Annotated in this window: 14 protein-coding genes and 1 pseudogene; 5 read left to right on the top strand and 10 right to left on the bottom strand. The window is 66.0% G+C overall.

All coding sequences use genetic code 11. From position 1 onward, the window contains the following. Nucleotides 1-12: 12 nt before the first annotated feature. Both FH608_RS23925 and FH608_RS23920 read left to right on the top strand, forming a co-directional pair. A complete protein-coding gene (locus FH608_RS23925) occupies nucleotides 13-945 on the top strand; it encodes a C40 family peptidase (RefSeq protein ID WP_139632829.1) in 933 nt (310 codons plus the stop codon). A gap of 184 nt (nucleotides 946-1129) precedes the next feature. Beyond that, complete coding sequence (locus FH608_RS23920; RefSeq protein WP_139632828.1) at nucleotides 1130-1747, top strand: GIY-YIG nuclease family protein; 618 nt, start codon at nucleotides 1130-1132, stop codon at nucleotides 1745-1747. A 147-nt stretch (nucleotides 1748-1894) separates the two neighbouring features. On the opposite strand, the gene FH608_RS23915 is transcribed toward FH608_RS23920, so the two are convergent. The 6 genes from FH608_RS23915 to FH608_RS23890 all read right to left on the bottom strand — a co-directional run bounded on the left by FH608_RS23915 (nucleotide 1895) and on the right by FH608_RS23890 (nucleotide 6409). Then, on the bottom strand, nucleotides 1895-2314 hold the full coding sequence (locus FH608_RS23915; RefSeq protein WP_139632827.1) for a hypothetical protein: 420 nt from the start codon (nucleotides 2312-2314) through the stop codon (nucleotides 1895-1897). Next, nucleotides 2311-2868: a hypothetical protein gene (locus FH608_RS23910; RefSeq protein ID WP_139632826.1), complete on the bottom strand. Its 558-nt coding sequence runs from the start codon at nucleotides 2866-2868 to the stop codon at nucleotides 2311-2313. Before FH608_RS23910 ends, FH608_RS23915 begins: the two co-directional genes overlap by 4 nt. Beyond that, nucleotides 2831-3415, bottom strand: coding sequence for a hypothetical protein (locus FH608_RS23905; RefSeq protein ID WP_139632824.1), 585 nt, complete (start codon nucleotides 3413-3415; stop codon nucleotides 2831-2833). Before FH608_RS23905 ends, FH608_RS23910 begins: the two co-directional genes overlap by 38 nt. A gap of 22 nt (nucleotides 3416-3437) precedes the next feature. Next, a complete protein-coding gene (locus FH608_RS23900) occupies nucleotides 3438-3839 on the bottom strand; it encodes a hypothetical protein (RefSeq protein WP_139632823.1) in 402 nt (133 codons plus the stop codon). Nucleotides 3840-3909: 70 nt separating this feature from the next. Then, complete coding sequence (locus FH608_RS23895; protein WP_139632822.1) at nucleotides 3910-4914, bottom strand: DUF932 domain-containing protein; 1005 nt, start codon at nucleotides 4912-4914, stop codon at nucleotides 3910-3912. Between the two features lie 145 nt (nucleotides 4915-5059). After that, nucleotides 5060-6409 (bottom strand): hypothetical protein, encoded by a 1350-nt coding sequence (locus FH608_RS23890; protein ID WP_139632821.1) that lies wholly within the window; start codon nucleotides 6407-6409, stop codon nucleotides 5060-5062. Nucleotides 6410-6715: 306 nt separating this feature from the next. Between FH608_RS23890 and FH608_RS23885 the strand changes: the two genes are divergently transcribed. Then, complete coding sequence (locus FH608_RS23885; protein WP_139632820.1) at nucleotides 6716-7693, top strand: hypothetical protein; 978 nt, start codon at nucleotides 6716-6718, stop codon at nucleotides 7691-7693. Nucleotides 7694-9409: 1716 nt separating this feature from the next. Here FH608_RS23885 and FH608_RS23880 read toward each other — a convergent pair. The 3 genes and pseudogenes from FH608_RS23880 to FH608_RS23875 form a co-directional block, all read right to left on the bottom strand. Next, nucleotides 9410-10051, bottom strand: coding sequence for a hypothetical protein (locus FH608_RS23880; protein ID WP_139632819.1), 642 nt, complete (start codon nucleotides 10049-10051; stop codon nucleotides 9410-9412). Nucleotides 10052-10293: 242 nt separating this feature from the next. Beyond that, nucleotides 10294-10444, bottom strand: a pseudogene (locus tag FH608_RS52910) (IS5/IS1182 family transposase); the annotation flags it as partial. A 662-nt stretch (nucleotides 10445-11106) separates the two neighbouring features. Then, nucleotides 11107-11787: an ATP-binding protein gene (locus FH608_RS23875; protein ID WP_139632818.1), complete on the bottom strand. Its 681-nt coding sequence runs from the start codon at nucleotides 11785-11787 to the stop codon at nucleotides 11107-11109. 379 nt (nucleotides 11788-12166) lie between these two features. On the opposite strand from FH608_RS23875, the gene FH608_RS23870 reads away from it, so the two are divergent. Next, nucleotides 12167-12556 (top strand): helix-turn-helix domain-containing protein, encoded by a 390-nt coding sequence (locus FH608_RS23870; protein WP_139632817.1) that lies wholly within the window; start codon nucleotides 12167-12169, stop codon nucleotides 12554-12556. A 56-nt stretch (nucleotides 12557-12612) separates the two neighbouring features. Here the strand turns inward: FH608_RS23870 and FH608_RS23865 are convergent, their stop codons facing one another. Next, entirely contained in the window at nucleotides 12613-14382 is a 1770-nt protein-coding gene (locus tag FH608_RS23865; protein WP_139632816.1) for an AfsR/SARP family transcriptional regulator, read from the bottom strand. A gap of 257 nt (nucleotides 14383-14639) precedes the next feature. Here FH608_RS23865 and FH608_RS23860 point away from each other — a divergent pair, with 257 nt between their 5' ends. Beyond that, complete coding sequence (locus FH608_RS23860) at nucleotides 14640-15647, top strand: LuxR C-terminal-related transcriptional regulator (protein WP_139632815.1); 1008 nt, start codon at nucleotides 14640-14642, stop codon at nucleotides 15645-15647. The last annotated feature ends 12 nt before the right edge of the window (nucleotides 15648-15659 follow it).

Below are 15659 nucleotides of genomic sequence, written 5' to 3'. Positions count from 1 at the left end.
AGAGATGACGAGGTGAAGTACGCCGCGGCCGGCGCCGCCCTCCTGCTGCTCATCGTCTTGGCGTTCATCGCAGCCATCACGAGCATCCTCACCAGCTCGGGAACCCCTGGAGGGATCGGCTGCGTCATCACGACCACGAACAGCAGCCCGCAAGGCGGCCCGGCCGTGGCCTCCCTCGACGATCTGGACGAGGAGCAGCAGAGCAACGCCGCTCTCATCGTGCAGACCGGCTTCCAACTGGGCCTTCCTTCCCGAATCGCGGTAGCGACCGCGCTGCAAGAGTCCAGGCTCCGTAACCTGCGCTACGGTCACCTCGACTCGCTGGGACTGTTCCAGCAGCGTCCCAGCCAGGGATGGGGAACGCCCGAGCAGATCCTCAACCCGACCTACGCGGCCCGCCAGTTCTACACCCACCTCGTCGCGGTCCCTGGCTGGGTCCAGCTGCCGCTGACCAAGGCGGCCCAAGCCGTCCAACGCTCCAGCCGCCCAGACGCATACGCCTCATGGGAGCCGCTCGCGCAGCGAACCGTGGACGCCCTCGCCGGCTCCTGCGTCACCGTCATGCCGGGCGAGCAGGCGGCGGTCGTCATCGCCTATGCCCAGGCTCAGCTTGGAAAGCCGTACGTATGGGGAGCCGAGGGCCCGAATGCCTTCGACTGCTCCGGGCTGACCATGCGCGCCTTCCAAGCCGCCGGGATCGCCATCCCACGCGTGGCCGCTGACCAATGGCAACACGGCACGCGCATCCCGACCGGCCAGGAGCAGCCGGGCGACCTCGCCTTCTTCAACAGGCAAGCCGACGGGCCCGGACACGTAGGCCTCGTCATCGGCAATGGTCAGATGATCCATGCGCCGAACCGTCGTGAAGTCGTCAAAATCAGCTCGTACCAGCGGGGCGATTTGATCGGTTTCACCCGCCCCCTCGGCCGTTCCGACCCCCGCTGACGAGGCCGTGGGGCCGGTGAGTTGCAGGGCCTTCTTCTCTAATTCACGGCACGCTGAGGTATGCCGCCGATACTGTCCGGGAAGGTCTCGTACGACGGCGCGATGGGAGGAGATTCAGACGAACGCGCTGCGCCTGGCCCCGCCGCCGCTCATCGTGAGCCTTCCGCTCGACCTGAATGGCCCCTTGAAGATCCAGCCCAAGCACAAGGTCGCGGGCATGCTTGTCGTCGACCGGGATTACGCCATCCGCACGCCGGAAGACTGGAACGTCCCGGGCGTGTATCTCCTCATGGACCGGCCGGACGCGGAGGGCCGATGGGGAGCCTACGTCGGCAAGGCCACCACGTCGGGCTTGCGCAAGCGCGTACTCGAACAGCTCGAACGTGGTCATTGGTACCGGGCCCTGCTCATCCGGAGCGAAGGCGGCCACCAGTTGCACAGCGGAGAGGCCGCATGGCTGGAAGGGAAGCTCTACGACGGCCTCGCCGACGCCGCACAGGTCGACCTGCACAATCGAAATCGCCCTCGCGACCTCACCCTGTCTGATGAGGACGAAACCAGCCTGGTCGAATACCTCCAGGCGGTCCCATGGACATTGCGGCTCCTCGGCCACACCCTCCATCCCTCCTCCTCAGTCGCCGACGGCGGGACACCGCTTCTTGAGATGATCGAGCCGGAGTTGGAGAAGGACACCGCCCAGGCCGAAGCCCGCGAGCTACGCGAAGCCAATGCTGCTGCGAAGCTGAAGCTTGCCGAGGTGCAGGCCAGGATCGAGCGAGCCCGCGCCAAAGCCGCAGAGTAGAACGCGGGAGGAGCACTACGATCTCGTTTCCTGGCGCCGCTCAGGCCGTGTCCTTCGGGGGTCGGGGCCGGTGGTGCAGGAGGTCTGCCCCGGCCAGCACAATTCGCCTGTGCTGGCCGGGGCAGGCCACCTACGCCACCGGACCGACTACCGGATCCAGCCCTCGCCCTTCTCCCCGCCGTGAACGCGGCAGGCGAGTTCCTCCTCAACGCTCAGCACGTGGGCCAGCAGGTGCTTCACCCCGCTGACCAGGGCTTTGCGGATGCGGTGCCAGCCGTCGATGACCAGGAGGCCACCGTTGGGGACCGGTACGACGATCAGCGGCTCCGACAGATCGACCTGCTGGGCGTGCTCCTCGTCGATGTGGATCAGTTGCAGCAGCCCGGCCCAGGCCGCCACCTCGACTTGTCCGCCCGGAGTACGGTCCGCCGTCAGCTTCTTGGCGTGTGAGACGTTCCACCGCCATGCCATGAGCTGGAACATCTCGGCGTGCGAGCCTTCGGCCGAGTTGGTGACCTCCTCCGCGTCGCCGCTGGCCTGATCGGGCCCGATGGTGCTGGCGCTCATCGGCTCGTCCCCCTCCATGCCGCCTCAGGAGAAGCCGACCCGCGCAAGCGAGCAGCTCCCCGACGGTCCTGGTCTCGGAGACGCTGCACAGCCGGCGAGATACTCGCCGCTACCTTGAGGAACTCGCGTGCGGCGGAACGCCGGATGAGAGCGAGTCCGTAGTCGATGTGCACGAGGGCCAGGTCCTCTTCCGCCAGTTCCCGCTCGGCCACTGCCTGAGTTGTGGGAGCGGCGGCGCCGTCGGCAGGGTGGTGGGTGAGGTAGCTGGCGATCCAGGACGCGTACCGCTCCAGTCCGTGGATGCCGTCCCCACCACCGCCGGGGGTCATGGCGGCGTCGTGCCGCAGGACCATGCTCCACCAGATGTGCAGGGTCTGCGCGCGAAGCCCGATGGTCACCTGCCGGGCTGTCACGTGTTGCCCCTGTGTGAAGCGGTGCGCCAGGTCACGCGCCACCTCCTCGTGCAGTTGCTGCGCCCGCTCGGCCACCGCGCGCAGTGGCTCAGGCGTGGACGGGTTAGGGCTGGTGGGCGGGTTCGAGGGATGGCTGGTCATGAGGTGTCCTATGGGTTGAGTCGTTGTTCGGGGCCGGGGTGCGTCCCTGGCACGTGGCGTGGCTGGCGAGCAGTTCGCCGGTGGCGGCCAGGAACCGGCGGGCGGCGGCGCGGGACGCGTGCGCGAGGCCGTGGTCCAGCAGGCTTCCCGGCTTGGTCGAGGTGGGCTCGGCGGTCAGGTACGTACGGGCCCACGAACGGACCCGGCGTACCGCGTGGTCGCCTTCGAGGTGGTGCTGGTTGATCTGCTCGTCCACCAGCTCCCACCACATGCGCAGCGCCTGGGTGAAGCTGGCCTGGTAGAGCGGCTCGCCCGTCAGCCGGAGTCCGCGCTGCAGCAGGTACGCCACTTCGGCGCCAGCGGCGTAGGCGGCGTGCTGGGTAGCCGCGAGCACCTGCTTCACCCGCCACTCGAACCGTGTGAGCTGGTCTTCTGTCTCGGTGGATGGCACGTCGGGCGTGACCGGGGGTTGCTGAACGCGCGCGCCGGACACGTCCGTACTGCCGTTCTCATGCGGCTGACGGCGATCAGGGGACTTGGTCGTCATGATGGGTTCCTTGGTCGGAGGGCTACTTCGCGGCGTGGCTCGCCGGGGCGGCAGGCCCTGCCAGCGCATCGGCCAATGACCGGGTGGTGGCCAGGAATCCCTGCGCGGCCTGACGCCGGGCCTGGGCCATCGCCTGCGAGAACAGGTCTCCGTAACGGATCGGGCTGCCGGTCAGGAGGTGCTGTTCGGCTTCGCGGCGGATGCGCATGACGGCCTCGGCCGCGTCGAGTCCCTCACCGTTGATCAGGTCCATGACCTGCTGCCACCAGCCGCAGGCGAACTGGGTGACGGCGAGCCGGGCCAGGTCCTCGCAGGCGAGGCCCTTGCCGGACTCGGCGGCGTAGGTCAGCTTGTCGATCGCCTCGCGCGCCTCGATGGAGGTGCGGGTGTAATGCGTCTCGGCCATGGTCTCGAGCTGTCCCATGATCTTCTCCTTGAGGTTGTGGGTGGTCCGGTACGGCCCTGGGGCGGGCCGTACCGGGTCGTTCAGGCGTTCAGGCGGTGGCGAGGAGCTTGAACGCGCGGATCTTGATCTTGGTGTTGTCGTGGTCGTCGAGCAGGGCACGCTCGGCCCGCACGGTGCCGATGTCACGGCTGCCGAAGACGGGGCTCTTGTGGTCGAGCCGCTCGGTGACGGCGTTGTACGCGGCCCAGCGGGTGTTCCTGATCGGTTCCTGGGTCGGCGCGCTGGTGAACAGCCACTCCAGCTCGCGCATCGTCATCTCGTGGTTCTTGCGCCGCAACTCTTTGGCGTTGGGGTCCATGGGATGGAGGGCGGCGGCGAACTGCCGGAACTCCTTGACGTCCATCGGAACCGAAAGGAGCTTCTCGGCTTCTTCGGCGAACGCCTGGCCGTGCCGCCACGTCAGTTTGAGCGCCTCGCGGGCCTCCGCGATGCGCCCGGCGATGTGACCGGTGTGCCGGACCGTGAACTTGGCCGCGTGGTTGCGCAACGCCGCGCGTTCGGTGTTCGCGCACACCACACGGACGGGGGTCGCAACGGTGGTGAACGCGCCCCAGCCGTCGTGACGGGAGAACGCCGCCAGGTACAGGTCGACCTGGTCGAACCCACCGACCATGAGCGGCTCGGGCAGGCGCATGGTGACGAAGACCCGGCGTCCGCCGTTCAGCGAACCGCCGGTGTCGAAGACCGCGCCGGACTCGTCCACCAGGGTCTGCAGGAAGTCGGTGACCTCCTCGTTCTGTACGACCTTGTAGTCCTTGCCGACCATGCCGAGCCGTTCGGGCTGACCGGTTACCGGGTTCGTACGGACGACCAGGAAGTCCTCCTCGGCGGTGACGGGCTGTCCGGTGACGGGGTCGGTCACCGGACCGACCCCGACCTTGCGCACGTCCCATCCGGCGAGCTGGGCGTTGTTCAGGAGTTCCTCGGCGGTCATCGGGCCGGGCGCGGTGTAGCCGAGCCCGTGCCAGCCAGGCTTCCCGGCAGCGGCGAAACCGGCCGAGCCGTTGGCGAAGATCTCGATCTCGTGGGCCATGACGGTGCCTCCTCAGGCGTGATGAATCAGGTAAGGGATGTGTGATGCGGATCGTTGGTGCGGCCGTCCCGGGACAGGCCGGGGTCCAGGCAACGCCTGCCTGGGGCGGCGGGCGGGCTGGTGGGGTAGCCCGCCCGCGCGCGGATCAGTCGCTCGTGCTGTCGGTGGCGGCGAGGGCGAACCGTCGGGGCCGTTCACAGGTCAGCGCTGCCTGCCCGAGGCTGACGAGCCTGTCCAACGCGTTGGCCACCGCGCCGGACGAGGCGTCCAGCACCCGCCCGATCTCGTACGGCGTGAACTCCTTACCGGGGTGCTCGGTCAGGTGCGCGTGCACCCGATCGCGCAGCGCGCCCGGCCGGACCGTCGCCCCGCCGCCGCCCCCGTTGCCGGTGCGGGTGGACGGCGTCCGTGCCGGGGCGGGGGTGATGCCGGTCAGCACCGCGCGGGCGGTCCGATGCACCTGAGCGGCCTTGGCCATCGCCATTTCGAGGCGGCCCAACGCCATCACCGAATCCCCGTTGTCGTCTTTCGCGGTGACCGTCCCGGACAGCAGGTCAGCCAACTCAAGGAGTTCGGCCCGCACCCCCACCCAGGCCGGATCGGTGTCGGCAACCGGCTCAGCGATCGGCTCGTCTGGAGTCTCGTCAGCGTCCGGCGGGAAGGTCTCGGTGGGCTCCACGTTCACCTCGGGAGCCTCGTCGCAGGCGGTCTGCTCGCCGCCGGATGCCAGGTGCCACTCGTCCTTGTTCGGGTCCTCCTCGTCTCCGCGTGAGGCCAGCCGGGCCGCCACCAGCTGCTCGAGCACCTTGATCGCGCCCTCCTGGGTCAGTCCGGCCGCTGCGCCGATCGCGGCGGCGGACCAGCCGGAGTTCCCCTCCAGCGCGGCCAGTACTGCCTCCTGGTGGGTGTCCAGCCCGGTGGCCTCCTCCGTCGTCTCATCCAGATCGGCCGCGTTCAGGCCGTCTGTGGTGGCAGCCGTAGGCGTGGCTTCCGCCGTGTCGGGGAGGTCGACCTCTACGGTCTGCTCCGAGGCGACCGTGGAACTGTCGGTCATGTCGTCGTTGTCGGCCGGATACCACTGGTCCGGGGTGCGCCCTCGGCCCTGACCGTCACGCCCGCCCGCCACACGCCGGGCCCGGCCGTCGTCTTCGAGCTGGTTGAGGATCTTGCCCGCCGTCACCCGGCTCATCCCGGCGGCCGCCCCGATCGCCGTGGCCGACCCGCCCGGCGTGGCGATCAGCGCGGCCCGTACCGCCGCCACGCGGGCTTCCGCCCCGCCCTGGTTGTCGGTGCCCGGGGCCGGGATGGCCGGGCCGTCAGGGCCCGTCACGGGCGCGTCAGCGAGGATTTCCGTGTCATTGGCGGCGTTTTCCGCGACGACCATTTCCGTGGCGTGAATAGCCATTGTTCCGATGCCTTCCCGGTTGAATTCCCGGCCCGGTGTGCGGCCGGTGTTTTCGTTTGCGGCTCGACCATGTCTCGCGTCGTGGCGCATGGCAAGCAACCCCGGAAACTTTTTTCGTCACCGCGACGGCTGGAGAGGCTTACCTAACGACACCTTCTGCAAGCTGGGAAAACTTCTCGCGAGAAGGTCGCCGGATCGGCTTGACAATAGACGCGCGTGCGGGTCGTCCGACATTTATCCGAACGACGGCGGACGATGCCGTGTTGCCCGATTCACGGTTAGCAGCGCCTCGCGAATAATCACGTGTTCAGCTTGACATCAATTAGAAGTCGAGCGTCCATAGATATGCGCGGGAAGCCCCGGGCGCGGAACCCGGAAATGAAAGGAAACGCACGCATGATGCGACACACGATCACCGCCGACGACGAGGTCATCGTGAACGCCTCGCACGTACGCGGACTATCGGCCTACGGCCCCGGATGGGGCCTGATGTGGAACGGGCGCGAGGTGTTCATCGCCCGCGCTGAAACCGCCGACGACGGATCGATCTTCGAGATCGTCGACTTCGAGGCCATCGCGGCATCACACGCGTTGCGTACCGAATACGGCGAACCGTCCAACGACGACACCGTCGCGGCCGATTTCACCGACATCGCCCACGACTACCTCGACGAGTGGCTACGCGTCCACCCCATGATGTTCATGACGGCCCCCTACACCACCGCCCTACGCCCCTACGGCATCCACCGCACCCGGCAGGGCAAGGCCACCGCCAACGGCTACCAGATCGCCACCGAATACCGGATCGGCGCAATCGGCGCAACGGCCCGGATCGTCATGGACATCATGGCCCAGACCCACAGGTCGGCCACGCCCATCATGATCACCATCACCGGCCCATGCGAGCCCGGTACGCCACCGGCCACCACCTACACCGCAACCGTGCCCCACCACACCCCGCCCGCCGCCATCGCCGCACTGATCGCCACGGCTGCCGGGCTGCCCCCGCACATCGCGCACGCCTACCCCCGACGTGACAGCACCGGGTTCCCGCAAGAACCTGCCTACATCGAGGTGGACGTCGCCCACGTACGAGGGCTGTCCGCCTATGGCCCCGGATGGACGCTGATGTGGGACGGCACCGGCGCCGTCATCACCCGTGCCGGAAACGGCGACGAAGGCGCCCTGCTGGAGATTATCAGCTACGAGGACATGTGCCAGCTACGCGACAACCGCGCCGAACAAGGCGATCCCCACGACGACCGCACCATCGCCGCCGACCTGACCGACATCCTCTGTGACCACCACCACACCTGGGCCGATGCCCTGGCATACACGGACACCTCACCCGCTGGCACTGTGGCCATCAGCTAGCCCCACCCGACACCCCGGCCTCGGAACGCCCTGCGGCGAGCCGGGTCCCGCCTATGCCGCACCCCATCCGGCAACGGCTCCGCGCGGGGCGGGGACGGTACACACGCACCCGGCACGGGCATCGGACACACGCGCCAGGCCGACCCGGACGGCGCAGCCAGGAAACTGGCCGAACATGGGCAGACATGGACCGACCGGGTGGGCGAGGTTCTGCGCGCCTCTTTCGAGGCCCTCCCAACGGCCGGCCCCGCGCCGGCCGCGAGAAGGCCGGCTAGCAGAAGACCGAAAGTCATCAGCGGCGGGAACCCCGACCAGAATGTAAGGGCCACACCACAACGGACCCGCACATATATTCCTGGGCTCGCCTTAGGCGAGTCGGGGCGTGCATCGCGCCGGACGAAACCGTTATGACCTGCAAAAACGAGAATGCGCGGGTGGGTCGCTCTCAGCGGCGACACCGACCGCTACCACAAAACGCCACACCAGCCACTACACCGATCTACGGCCAGTCTGCGAACCGAGACCAGCGAACGCCACCCCCTCCGGGGTCTCTGCGCCCCTGCCAAAGAAGAGGCCCTCGTGTCGGGCCGAGGGCGAATCCCGTGAGATGAAGTGGGGCTCATGGTGAGAAGAACCCACCACGCGAGGAGTTCGCGCCTCCTGCGACAGCGGACGGGGCGGCCGCCTTCGCAGTCTTCTGGCGGATTCGCACGCGGGCCCAGCTCAGCAGCAACGCACTGAGCAGCATCACGAGAAGACCGAAGGCCATGGCCCCGAACGGTGCCGCCCCTGCGTCGTCAGTCGCTGCGCGATCTTGGGCTCGCGCTGCAGGCGCGGCACGCTGCAGGGCCGGCGATCGCTGCGGTTGGAAGCCGGACTGCGATGGCGAGTGCTCCGTCCGGATGGACGACGTAGCCCTCTACCAGACAAAGATCGACTCAGCTACTCTCACCCCAGCCAGATAACCGACAAGACACCCCCGCAGCCGCGTTTGAACGACGAAGTAACTCCAGTCGGGGTCTTTTCAATCTGAATATCGAAAAAATAGGCGATAGCCTCGATACCCCCACGCTGGATCAACCGTAGTCACTCTCTCACATTCCAACGAGAATGAGGGAGGATAGGCTATGTTCGGGTACATTAGCAGCCAACGGGCTGCTCAAGAACATAAAGCCGAACATGGATTTTTACCCTACGCTTTGGCAAGTCCGAGCGCCTTGCACGATTTCGTCGGGAAGACAGCGAAACGTGCTGTATCCATTGCGCATACGAAAAGTTCCGGGACTTTGCCGTCCGTACTACTTGCAGAAGAGTAGCTCTTAGACATCCCTTCTACGAGAAACCCTTGCCGGAAAAGTGTAGCGCATGAGTTCTTCGCCCGCTTGGCAGTAATTTTCTGGCTTGTAGCGCTGCCTCTCTCGGTGGCATACATCACGTCAGAAAAGTGGCCGTCGGGGTCGGGCACGCTATAGCAGCGAACTTCTGAGTATCGCTTGTTGGCGGCAACCGATGCTGTCTTCTTTGGCGAAGGAAGACCTACTTTAGCCATACTGGCCTGAGTGGCAGTTCCTCCGCACCCAGCAACCGCGGTCGTGAATAAGGCGCAAACGAGAGCCGACTTTAGAACTGAATTAAAAGCAATTGGCAGTTTCAGCATTGAGATTTCCTACTAGAAGGGAGCCTGCGCCATAACTTGCATGGCACAGGCTTGCATATTTAGTAGAACTCGACCGAGGATGTTCTATTGTCGAAGTCACCCAGCAATGGAGTAGAACCTTGGACGTGGTAGTACTGCCCAGAGAACGTGAACTGCCAAAGAAGCCCGTAGCATTGGTAGTACGATTGTGCGGATGAGGTACGGTTATCCCACCACGTGCCGGTGAAGTCGGTGTCGTAATATACATCACCGACCGGACATGTAGTAGGGCCCGATATGAAAAGCGACTCACCTTCGTACCACTCTAGCTGGAAAACGGCGCCTATGATATAGTCAGCGCGGGCGCCTGTGGCGCGAATCCGTGCCACAGAATCATTGTGTGCCTTGATCTTTGCCACAAACTCCGGCGAACCGAGCCCCTTGCCGTCAGCAGGAACGTCTGTGATTGCCCCACCGCTTGCGTCCTTGAGTGCTTCTGTGGCGGTATCGTAGCAGACTGGTTTCGTAGAGAGCTTCGGTTCTGTCTTCTTGACCAAATGAACCACGCAGAAGCTGCCATCCGGGTTTTTGAACGGCGCCTGTTCCACGCCTTCGCTTGGTTGGTCGGCCCTAGCAGGGAGAGCGGTCGTTAATCCTAAAGCTGCAGCCAGGGCCAACATGCCTATCCGCTTGAACCTGCCGAGAAGTGGACGAGTAGACACGTTTCCTCCAAAGTGGACTTGATCTCAACAAAGAGTACAACTCAAACGTGATCGCCCCGTCAACCGTAACTTTGGGTACCTCGGAGCTAACTCTTTGATCATTTGGCTGCGGATATTTGGACAGCTGAAAGTTCCGTCCATGACAGGTCCGAAAAGGCAGCGCACTACAGATGTACGGAATCTGCTCCACGCTCACAGAGCTCCCAGGGTTCCCCAGGGGTGGCAGTGAGCATAGAGTGTATTTAGACAGCGATCCATTTGGTCATGCTGCGATAACACATGAAAGCTGCAGCGATGGCGACGCAGGATACGAAATGGTCGGCTCGGTGTTTGTAGCGGCGGTGTAAACGGCGGCAACCGGCCAGCCAGGAGGACGGTCCGCTCCACGACCCAGGGTCCACCGTCGCAGCCTAGCGATCTTTGGTCGCGTTTCTGGGCATTTGTCGAGCTGACGATGCGCGAACACATCGGTGCCGTCAGCTACTCAACCTTCGATAGCACAGGCTCAAGGTTGGACGTCAGAGGACAGCTGACAGGCAAACGCTGCCGCTAGTCGCCGGCACATCGCCACCCTGCGCCACCGGCAGCATGACGGGCTGCCGAGCTAGGATCGGCGGCGATACGTCGGCGTCGCCGCAACCAGCGCCACGGTCTCCGCCACCCATCTCCGGCCTGCGGCGTGGTCACGGCCATCCATGTGTCCGTCCCAGACTGGCGTGCGGGCAACGACCGCCTTTCCCCCGTATCAGCCCTAACCGAACCACTCGGCACCGCACCGGCTGATGCGGCCGCTGCCTCCTCAGCATGTACTGCGTGATCTCCCGGCATCCGATCCGCCATGGCTGGCGCTGTTGATGGGCCGTCGGCTGAGAGTAGAGCCGCCCGCAACTCCTCCGGCCCGGAGGCGACGATCCCTACGTGCTTGCCTCGCAGCGCCAACCAGCGATAGCGCACCACCAAGAACGCCCAGTTCGGGTTTTCCTGGCGCAGGCGGCACAGCTCCTGCTGCGCCCACGGCTCTTGCCCGAACGCGGACACCTGGTCCGCCTCTTGAATCACGACGCCTCCCACGGGAGCACGGGAGGGTCCAGCCGTATACCACCTCCCTTCGACGAAGGAGCGCCTGAAACTTGTCCCAGATGTCCGGCCGTCAAGGCGAGAGCTGACTGGCGGAGCGCGGTCGGCTCGTAATCGGGTGGAGCCGCACCTTCCCGGTTCCGATCACCTTCGCCTCGGCGCTGGTGCTCCTCGTCGCCGGACGCAATCAAGTCGAACTCTGCCCAGACCGCGTGCCCCCCGATCGGGTCTCCCGACACACCGACCCGGCTCGCCACCCGGGCCACGCTTGCCAGGCCGTACCCGTCCTCGTACTGGCCCGGCTTGCGCTGTTCAGCCAGTTTGACCGCCCGGCCGAAGTCCGGCGTGCCGCTTCCACCTAGGTCGTGCACGACCAAGCGCGCCTTACGTGGAGTACGCGCAACCTCCACCACGAAGAACCCGCCCGCGACGCCGGAGTCAGTGTGCCGCAGAGCATTGCTGATCAGTTCCGCGGCCACCCACTCCGCATCCTGCCCCCAGCAGGTGTCCCCCAGCAGCAGCGCGACGAGGTGACGGGCCGGAGCGGCCTGGTCCCCCTGGCCTGCGAACGCCCGTCGCCACCACATACCCTCGTACTGGGTACTGCGGAGCTCAGCCAGCACGTCATCCGGCTGAGAATTCGGGAACTCGCTCCGCAACTTTTCTCCCCCACTCGAGAGAACGTCGCAAGACGAATCGGCGGCCCGAGTTGCCCAACTCTGTGGCTGCTGGTCCCGATGCTGATTCACCGCTGGTCACCTCCGTGAACCCCGGCCCATCCGGAGCGACCAGCACCATCGGACACCTCTGTGTCCGAATCACACCCCCAACAATCACGGGTCCATGCCCGGGCCCGATCGCTGTCACGACCTGCGAAAACGCGCTGTCCCGGGCATGTGATCACCTGACGATCAACGTATCGACCACCCCGGTCAGCAGCTTGAGCCTCTCCACCAAGTCCCCCTACCGTCCCCCCGACCCCGGATGCGGGGCACCGACGCGCCCACCACGTGTGGGCTGGAAAGGGGGCATCAACGCATGTCAGGTACCGGATACCGAACACTTCTCGACTGCCGCCGACGCAGCCGTTACCTACGCCAGCACGGCTTCACCGTCGACCAGATCGCCGTCATCCTCGGCCTCGACCACCCGGCCACCCCGCTCCGCCTCTACCGGTATGCCGCCGGACTCACCGCGGCGCAGACGATCGAGGCGTTCCACCAGTTCGCCGGCACTATCGGTGCCGGATTGCGCGAGTCTCGCCTCTACGACTACGAGAACTGGCCACAAGCAGGCCGACGTCCCTCCGTCTCCACGCTCCGCTTGCTGGCCCGCATCTACGGCACCCGCCCCGCCCATCTGCTCACGGCCGAGACGCTGGCCACCTACGCACGGCACGACCAACGCATTCTTCACGAAGAAGGGTGAGCCCCGACCGGGGCACCGCCAGGTCCCCAGCATCCTCCGCTGTTCGACGGGGCCGGTCAGCGCATGAACCGCTCATACACCTGCCGCGCCTGCGTACTCGGCACTGCGTCGATCTCCGACAGCCGTTCCCTCAACAACTCGAACGAACGCCGCACCGCGGGCAGGCGCCCAAGCTCGCCTTGGACCGACATCAGCAGGCACCACAACGTCTCGCTGCACGGATCGATGCGCTCGACCGCCAACCGAAGCACGTCCACCGCCCGGCCTGGATCATCGGCTCGCACCAACTCGGCCAGCCGCTCAGCGGCATCCGCTGCCTGCCGCTGAGCGGCCTGCCGCAGCGGGAGCACCCACAGGTCATCACACCCAGCCAGTAGCGCCCCTCGATACAAGGCCAGCACCTCATGCAACGCCGCCATCCGCACAGCATCCTCGGCCGCGATCGAGGCCAGCTTGCACGCGTCCTCGAACCGCCAGAAGTCCGCATCAAACGATGCCGCCGGCAGCAGTCGCCGCTCCCCGGACTTCAGCACGAACCGCACGCCGGCCCTACACCCCACCGCCTGCCGCATAGCCCGGTTGATCTCCCGTACCGCCGAATCCAACCGGCGCCCGCCGACCTCCCCCGGCCACAGCGTCTCGGCGATCCCCTCCGCCGAAACGCCGTCCCGTGACACCGAAAGCAACGCAAACAACTCGCGAGCCTCGGCACGTCCGAAGGAGATATCCGACCTGCCATACGACAGCCGCGGTACCCCTAGTACCTCGACCTTCGCCTTGCCGGCCGCCGCAAGGAACCCCGATCCCAGGTCGACTGAAGCGCCTTGCACGAACGGCTCCTCAGTCTCCGCTTCCGCACCTACCTTTGCGACCGCCGGGCGAAAGCTGGGCTGGTCAGGCTGAGACGTGGTCACCGCCAGATGCTCACGACGGTCAGGCTCGGCAACCGCCTCCGCCGTCACGCAGTCGACCACAGGCGCCTGCGCCCCAGCGGATGCCAGGACAACCGCCGGGCGTAGTTCAGCTTCCTCACCGTTGCGACCATCGATACCGCCAGACAGGGCCACGGCAGACGAGTCCGCGCTCGCCTGCGCCGGCCAGGACCGTAGACGACCGATAAGCGCAGCGCTCAGGACCATGAGCATGAGCCCGAACGCCAGCGCGGCACCCAGCGGACCCATCGCCTCAGACAGATGCTCTGACTTCGGCCTCACCGCATCGCGCGACGCAGGCGCAGGCGCAGGCGCAGGCGCAGAGGAAACCGCTGCAGGCACAGGGAAAGATGTAGAAGCCGATGCCGACGGCGTTTCGGATGGAGCAGCCGGTGGCGTGGGAACCGTCGTGGACGATGGCTTCCTATCGTTCCTCCGCGAACGCTTCTGACGGTCGACGCTTGCTCGACGGTCTCGGTTCAGAGCTCGACCCGGAGCCCGGCCGGCTTCCCTGCCGCCTTCACCCGGCATGCGTGGTTCGAAATCACTCCTACGAAAACGAGCGGGCTCAGCTTCAGGCCGCTTCACCGTCGACCTCACATCATGTGACTTCGACACCTTCTGCGACTTGGAAGCGAGCGAGGTATGCACCGGAATGCGCTGCGACCGTGCCAGCAACTCCAGGAGGTTCGGTGCCCGGCCTTCCATCAGGTCGCCATACACCAACTCACAGAACTTCTCGATGTCGTACACCTGTCGTGGCGCTCGGCCCACCTGCGGACAGTAAGGTTCCGCGTTGGCCAACGCACCGGCTGGCGAACTGGCGCCCAACACAATCGACGCCGCAACCGCTGCACTCAGCTTCCTCACCACGTCTTCGACGAGCTGCCGCATGCTGCCTCCCCTTGCCGCTCTTGAGCTTTCGCACTGATCAGACCGCGCGCGGCACCGCAACAGAGGTGGTGAAACTCTCCACGGCAGCTACTGGCCGTGGGCGCGGTGTCCGGGGTGGCGAGAACGCCTATGGCTGCGGGCTTCTGGGGCAAAGCGCTCGATGGTGAAAACTCACCATCGCTCGGAACCACTCATCGTCCGACACGCCCAGATGGGCCATCACAATGCGTGTCATGGCCACTACTCTCTGATCGGAGGTGACGGTGGACGGACAGGATCAGGTCAAAGCGAAGCGCCTATTGGAGGGCGTCGTCCCGGAAGAGATCTTCGTGTCGTACTCCATGCTGCTCACGGAGGGCGGCTGCCCTGAGGACGACGCCGCGTCCCTGCTGGGAAGCAGTGAGCAGGTCGCGGAACTGACGGCCCGCGGGATGGCACATCGCCGTCCGGACGGCCCCGCGATGCCGCCGCGTCTCGTGCCCGCTCCCCCAGAACTCGCGCTGCAGGGCGTCTTGACGGATCTTTCACGCCGCCTGGTCAGCGATCAGGAGCGGTTGCTGGCTGGACACAAGCGGCTGAGCGAGTTCCACCAGACGCCGGCCTCGGCGTCCTCGAACTCCGCGATGGACCGGCTCGTGCAGATCGTCACCGACCGGGACGAGATCAGTTCCCTGTCCTACGCACTCATCAACGCCGCGCGACACGACTGGCTCACGCTCGACAACTACGTCCTGGAGGCGCCCGTCGAGGACTCCACCGGGTACGCACCGCTGCCAGTCTTCGAGGGCCGGGTGCAATGCCGGGCGATCTACGAGACACGCTGCGCAGAGCACCCGATCGGTGCGAAGACCATCGAGGCCGCGGTCGAAGCCGGCGAACAGGCGCGGCTACTGCCCCGCATCGGAATGAAGATGAAGCTCGCAGACGAGGCGGTCGCGCTTCTTCCCTTGACACCGACAGGCATGGGCGGGGCACTGCTCGTACGCTCGCCCGTCATCGTTGGTGCGCTGCGGGAGTACTTCGAGCTGCTCTGGGAGAAGGCGATCCCGTTCGGCAGCGCGAAGGCCGCCGCGCCGCTCACACCCGCGCAGTTGCAGGTACTCCAGCTGCTCAACCAAGGACTACCCGACGAGGCGATCGCCCGGCGGATGGACATCAGCGTCAACACCATGCGCAGACACTGGACCGCCATCCGCGATGAGCTGGGCGTGGAGACCCGCTTCGCCGCCGGAGCCGCAGCAGTACGCCGCGGCTGGATCGACTGAACCCGAGAGGCC

Source organism: Nonomuraea phyllanthi (genome assembly GCF_006334985.2).
GTDB classification, from domain to species: Bacteria; Actinomycetota; Actinomycetes; order Streptosporangiales; family Streptosporangiaceae; genus Nonomuraea; species Nonomuraea phyllanthi.
The sequence above is the reverse complement of the archived record's forward strand: the minus strand, read 5'-3'. Positions and strand labels throughout refer to the sequence as shown.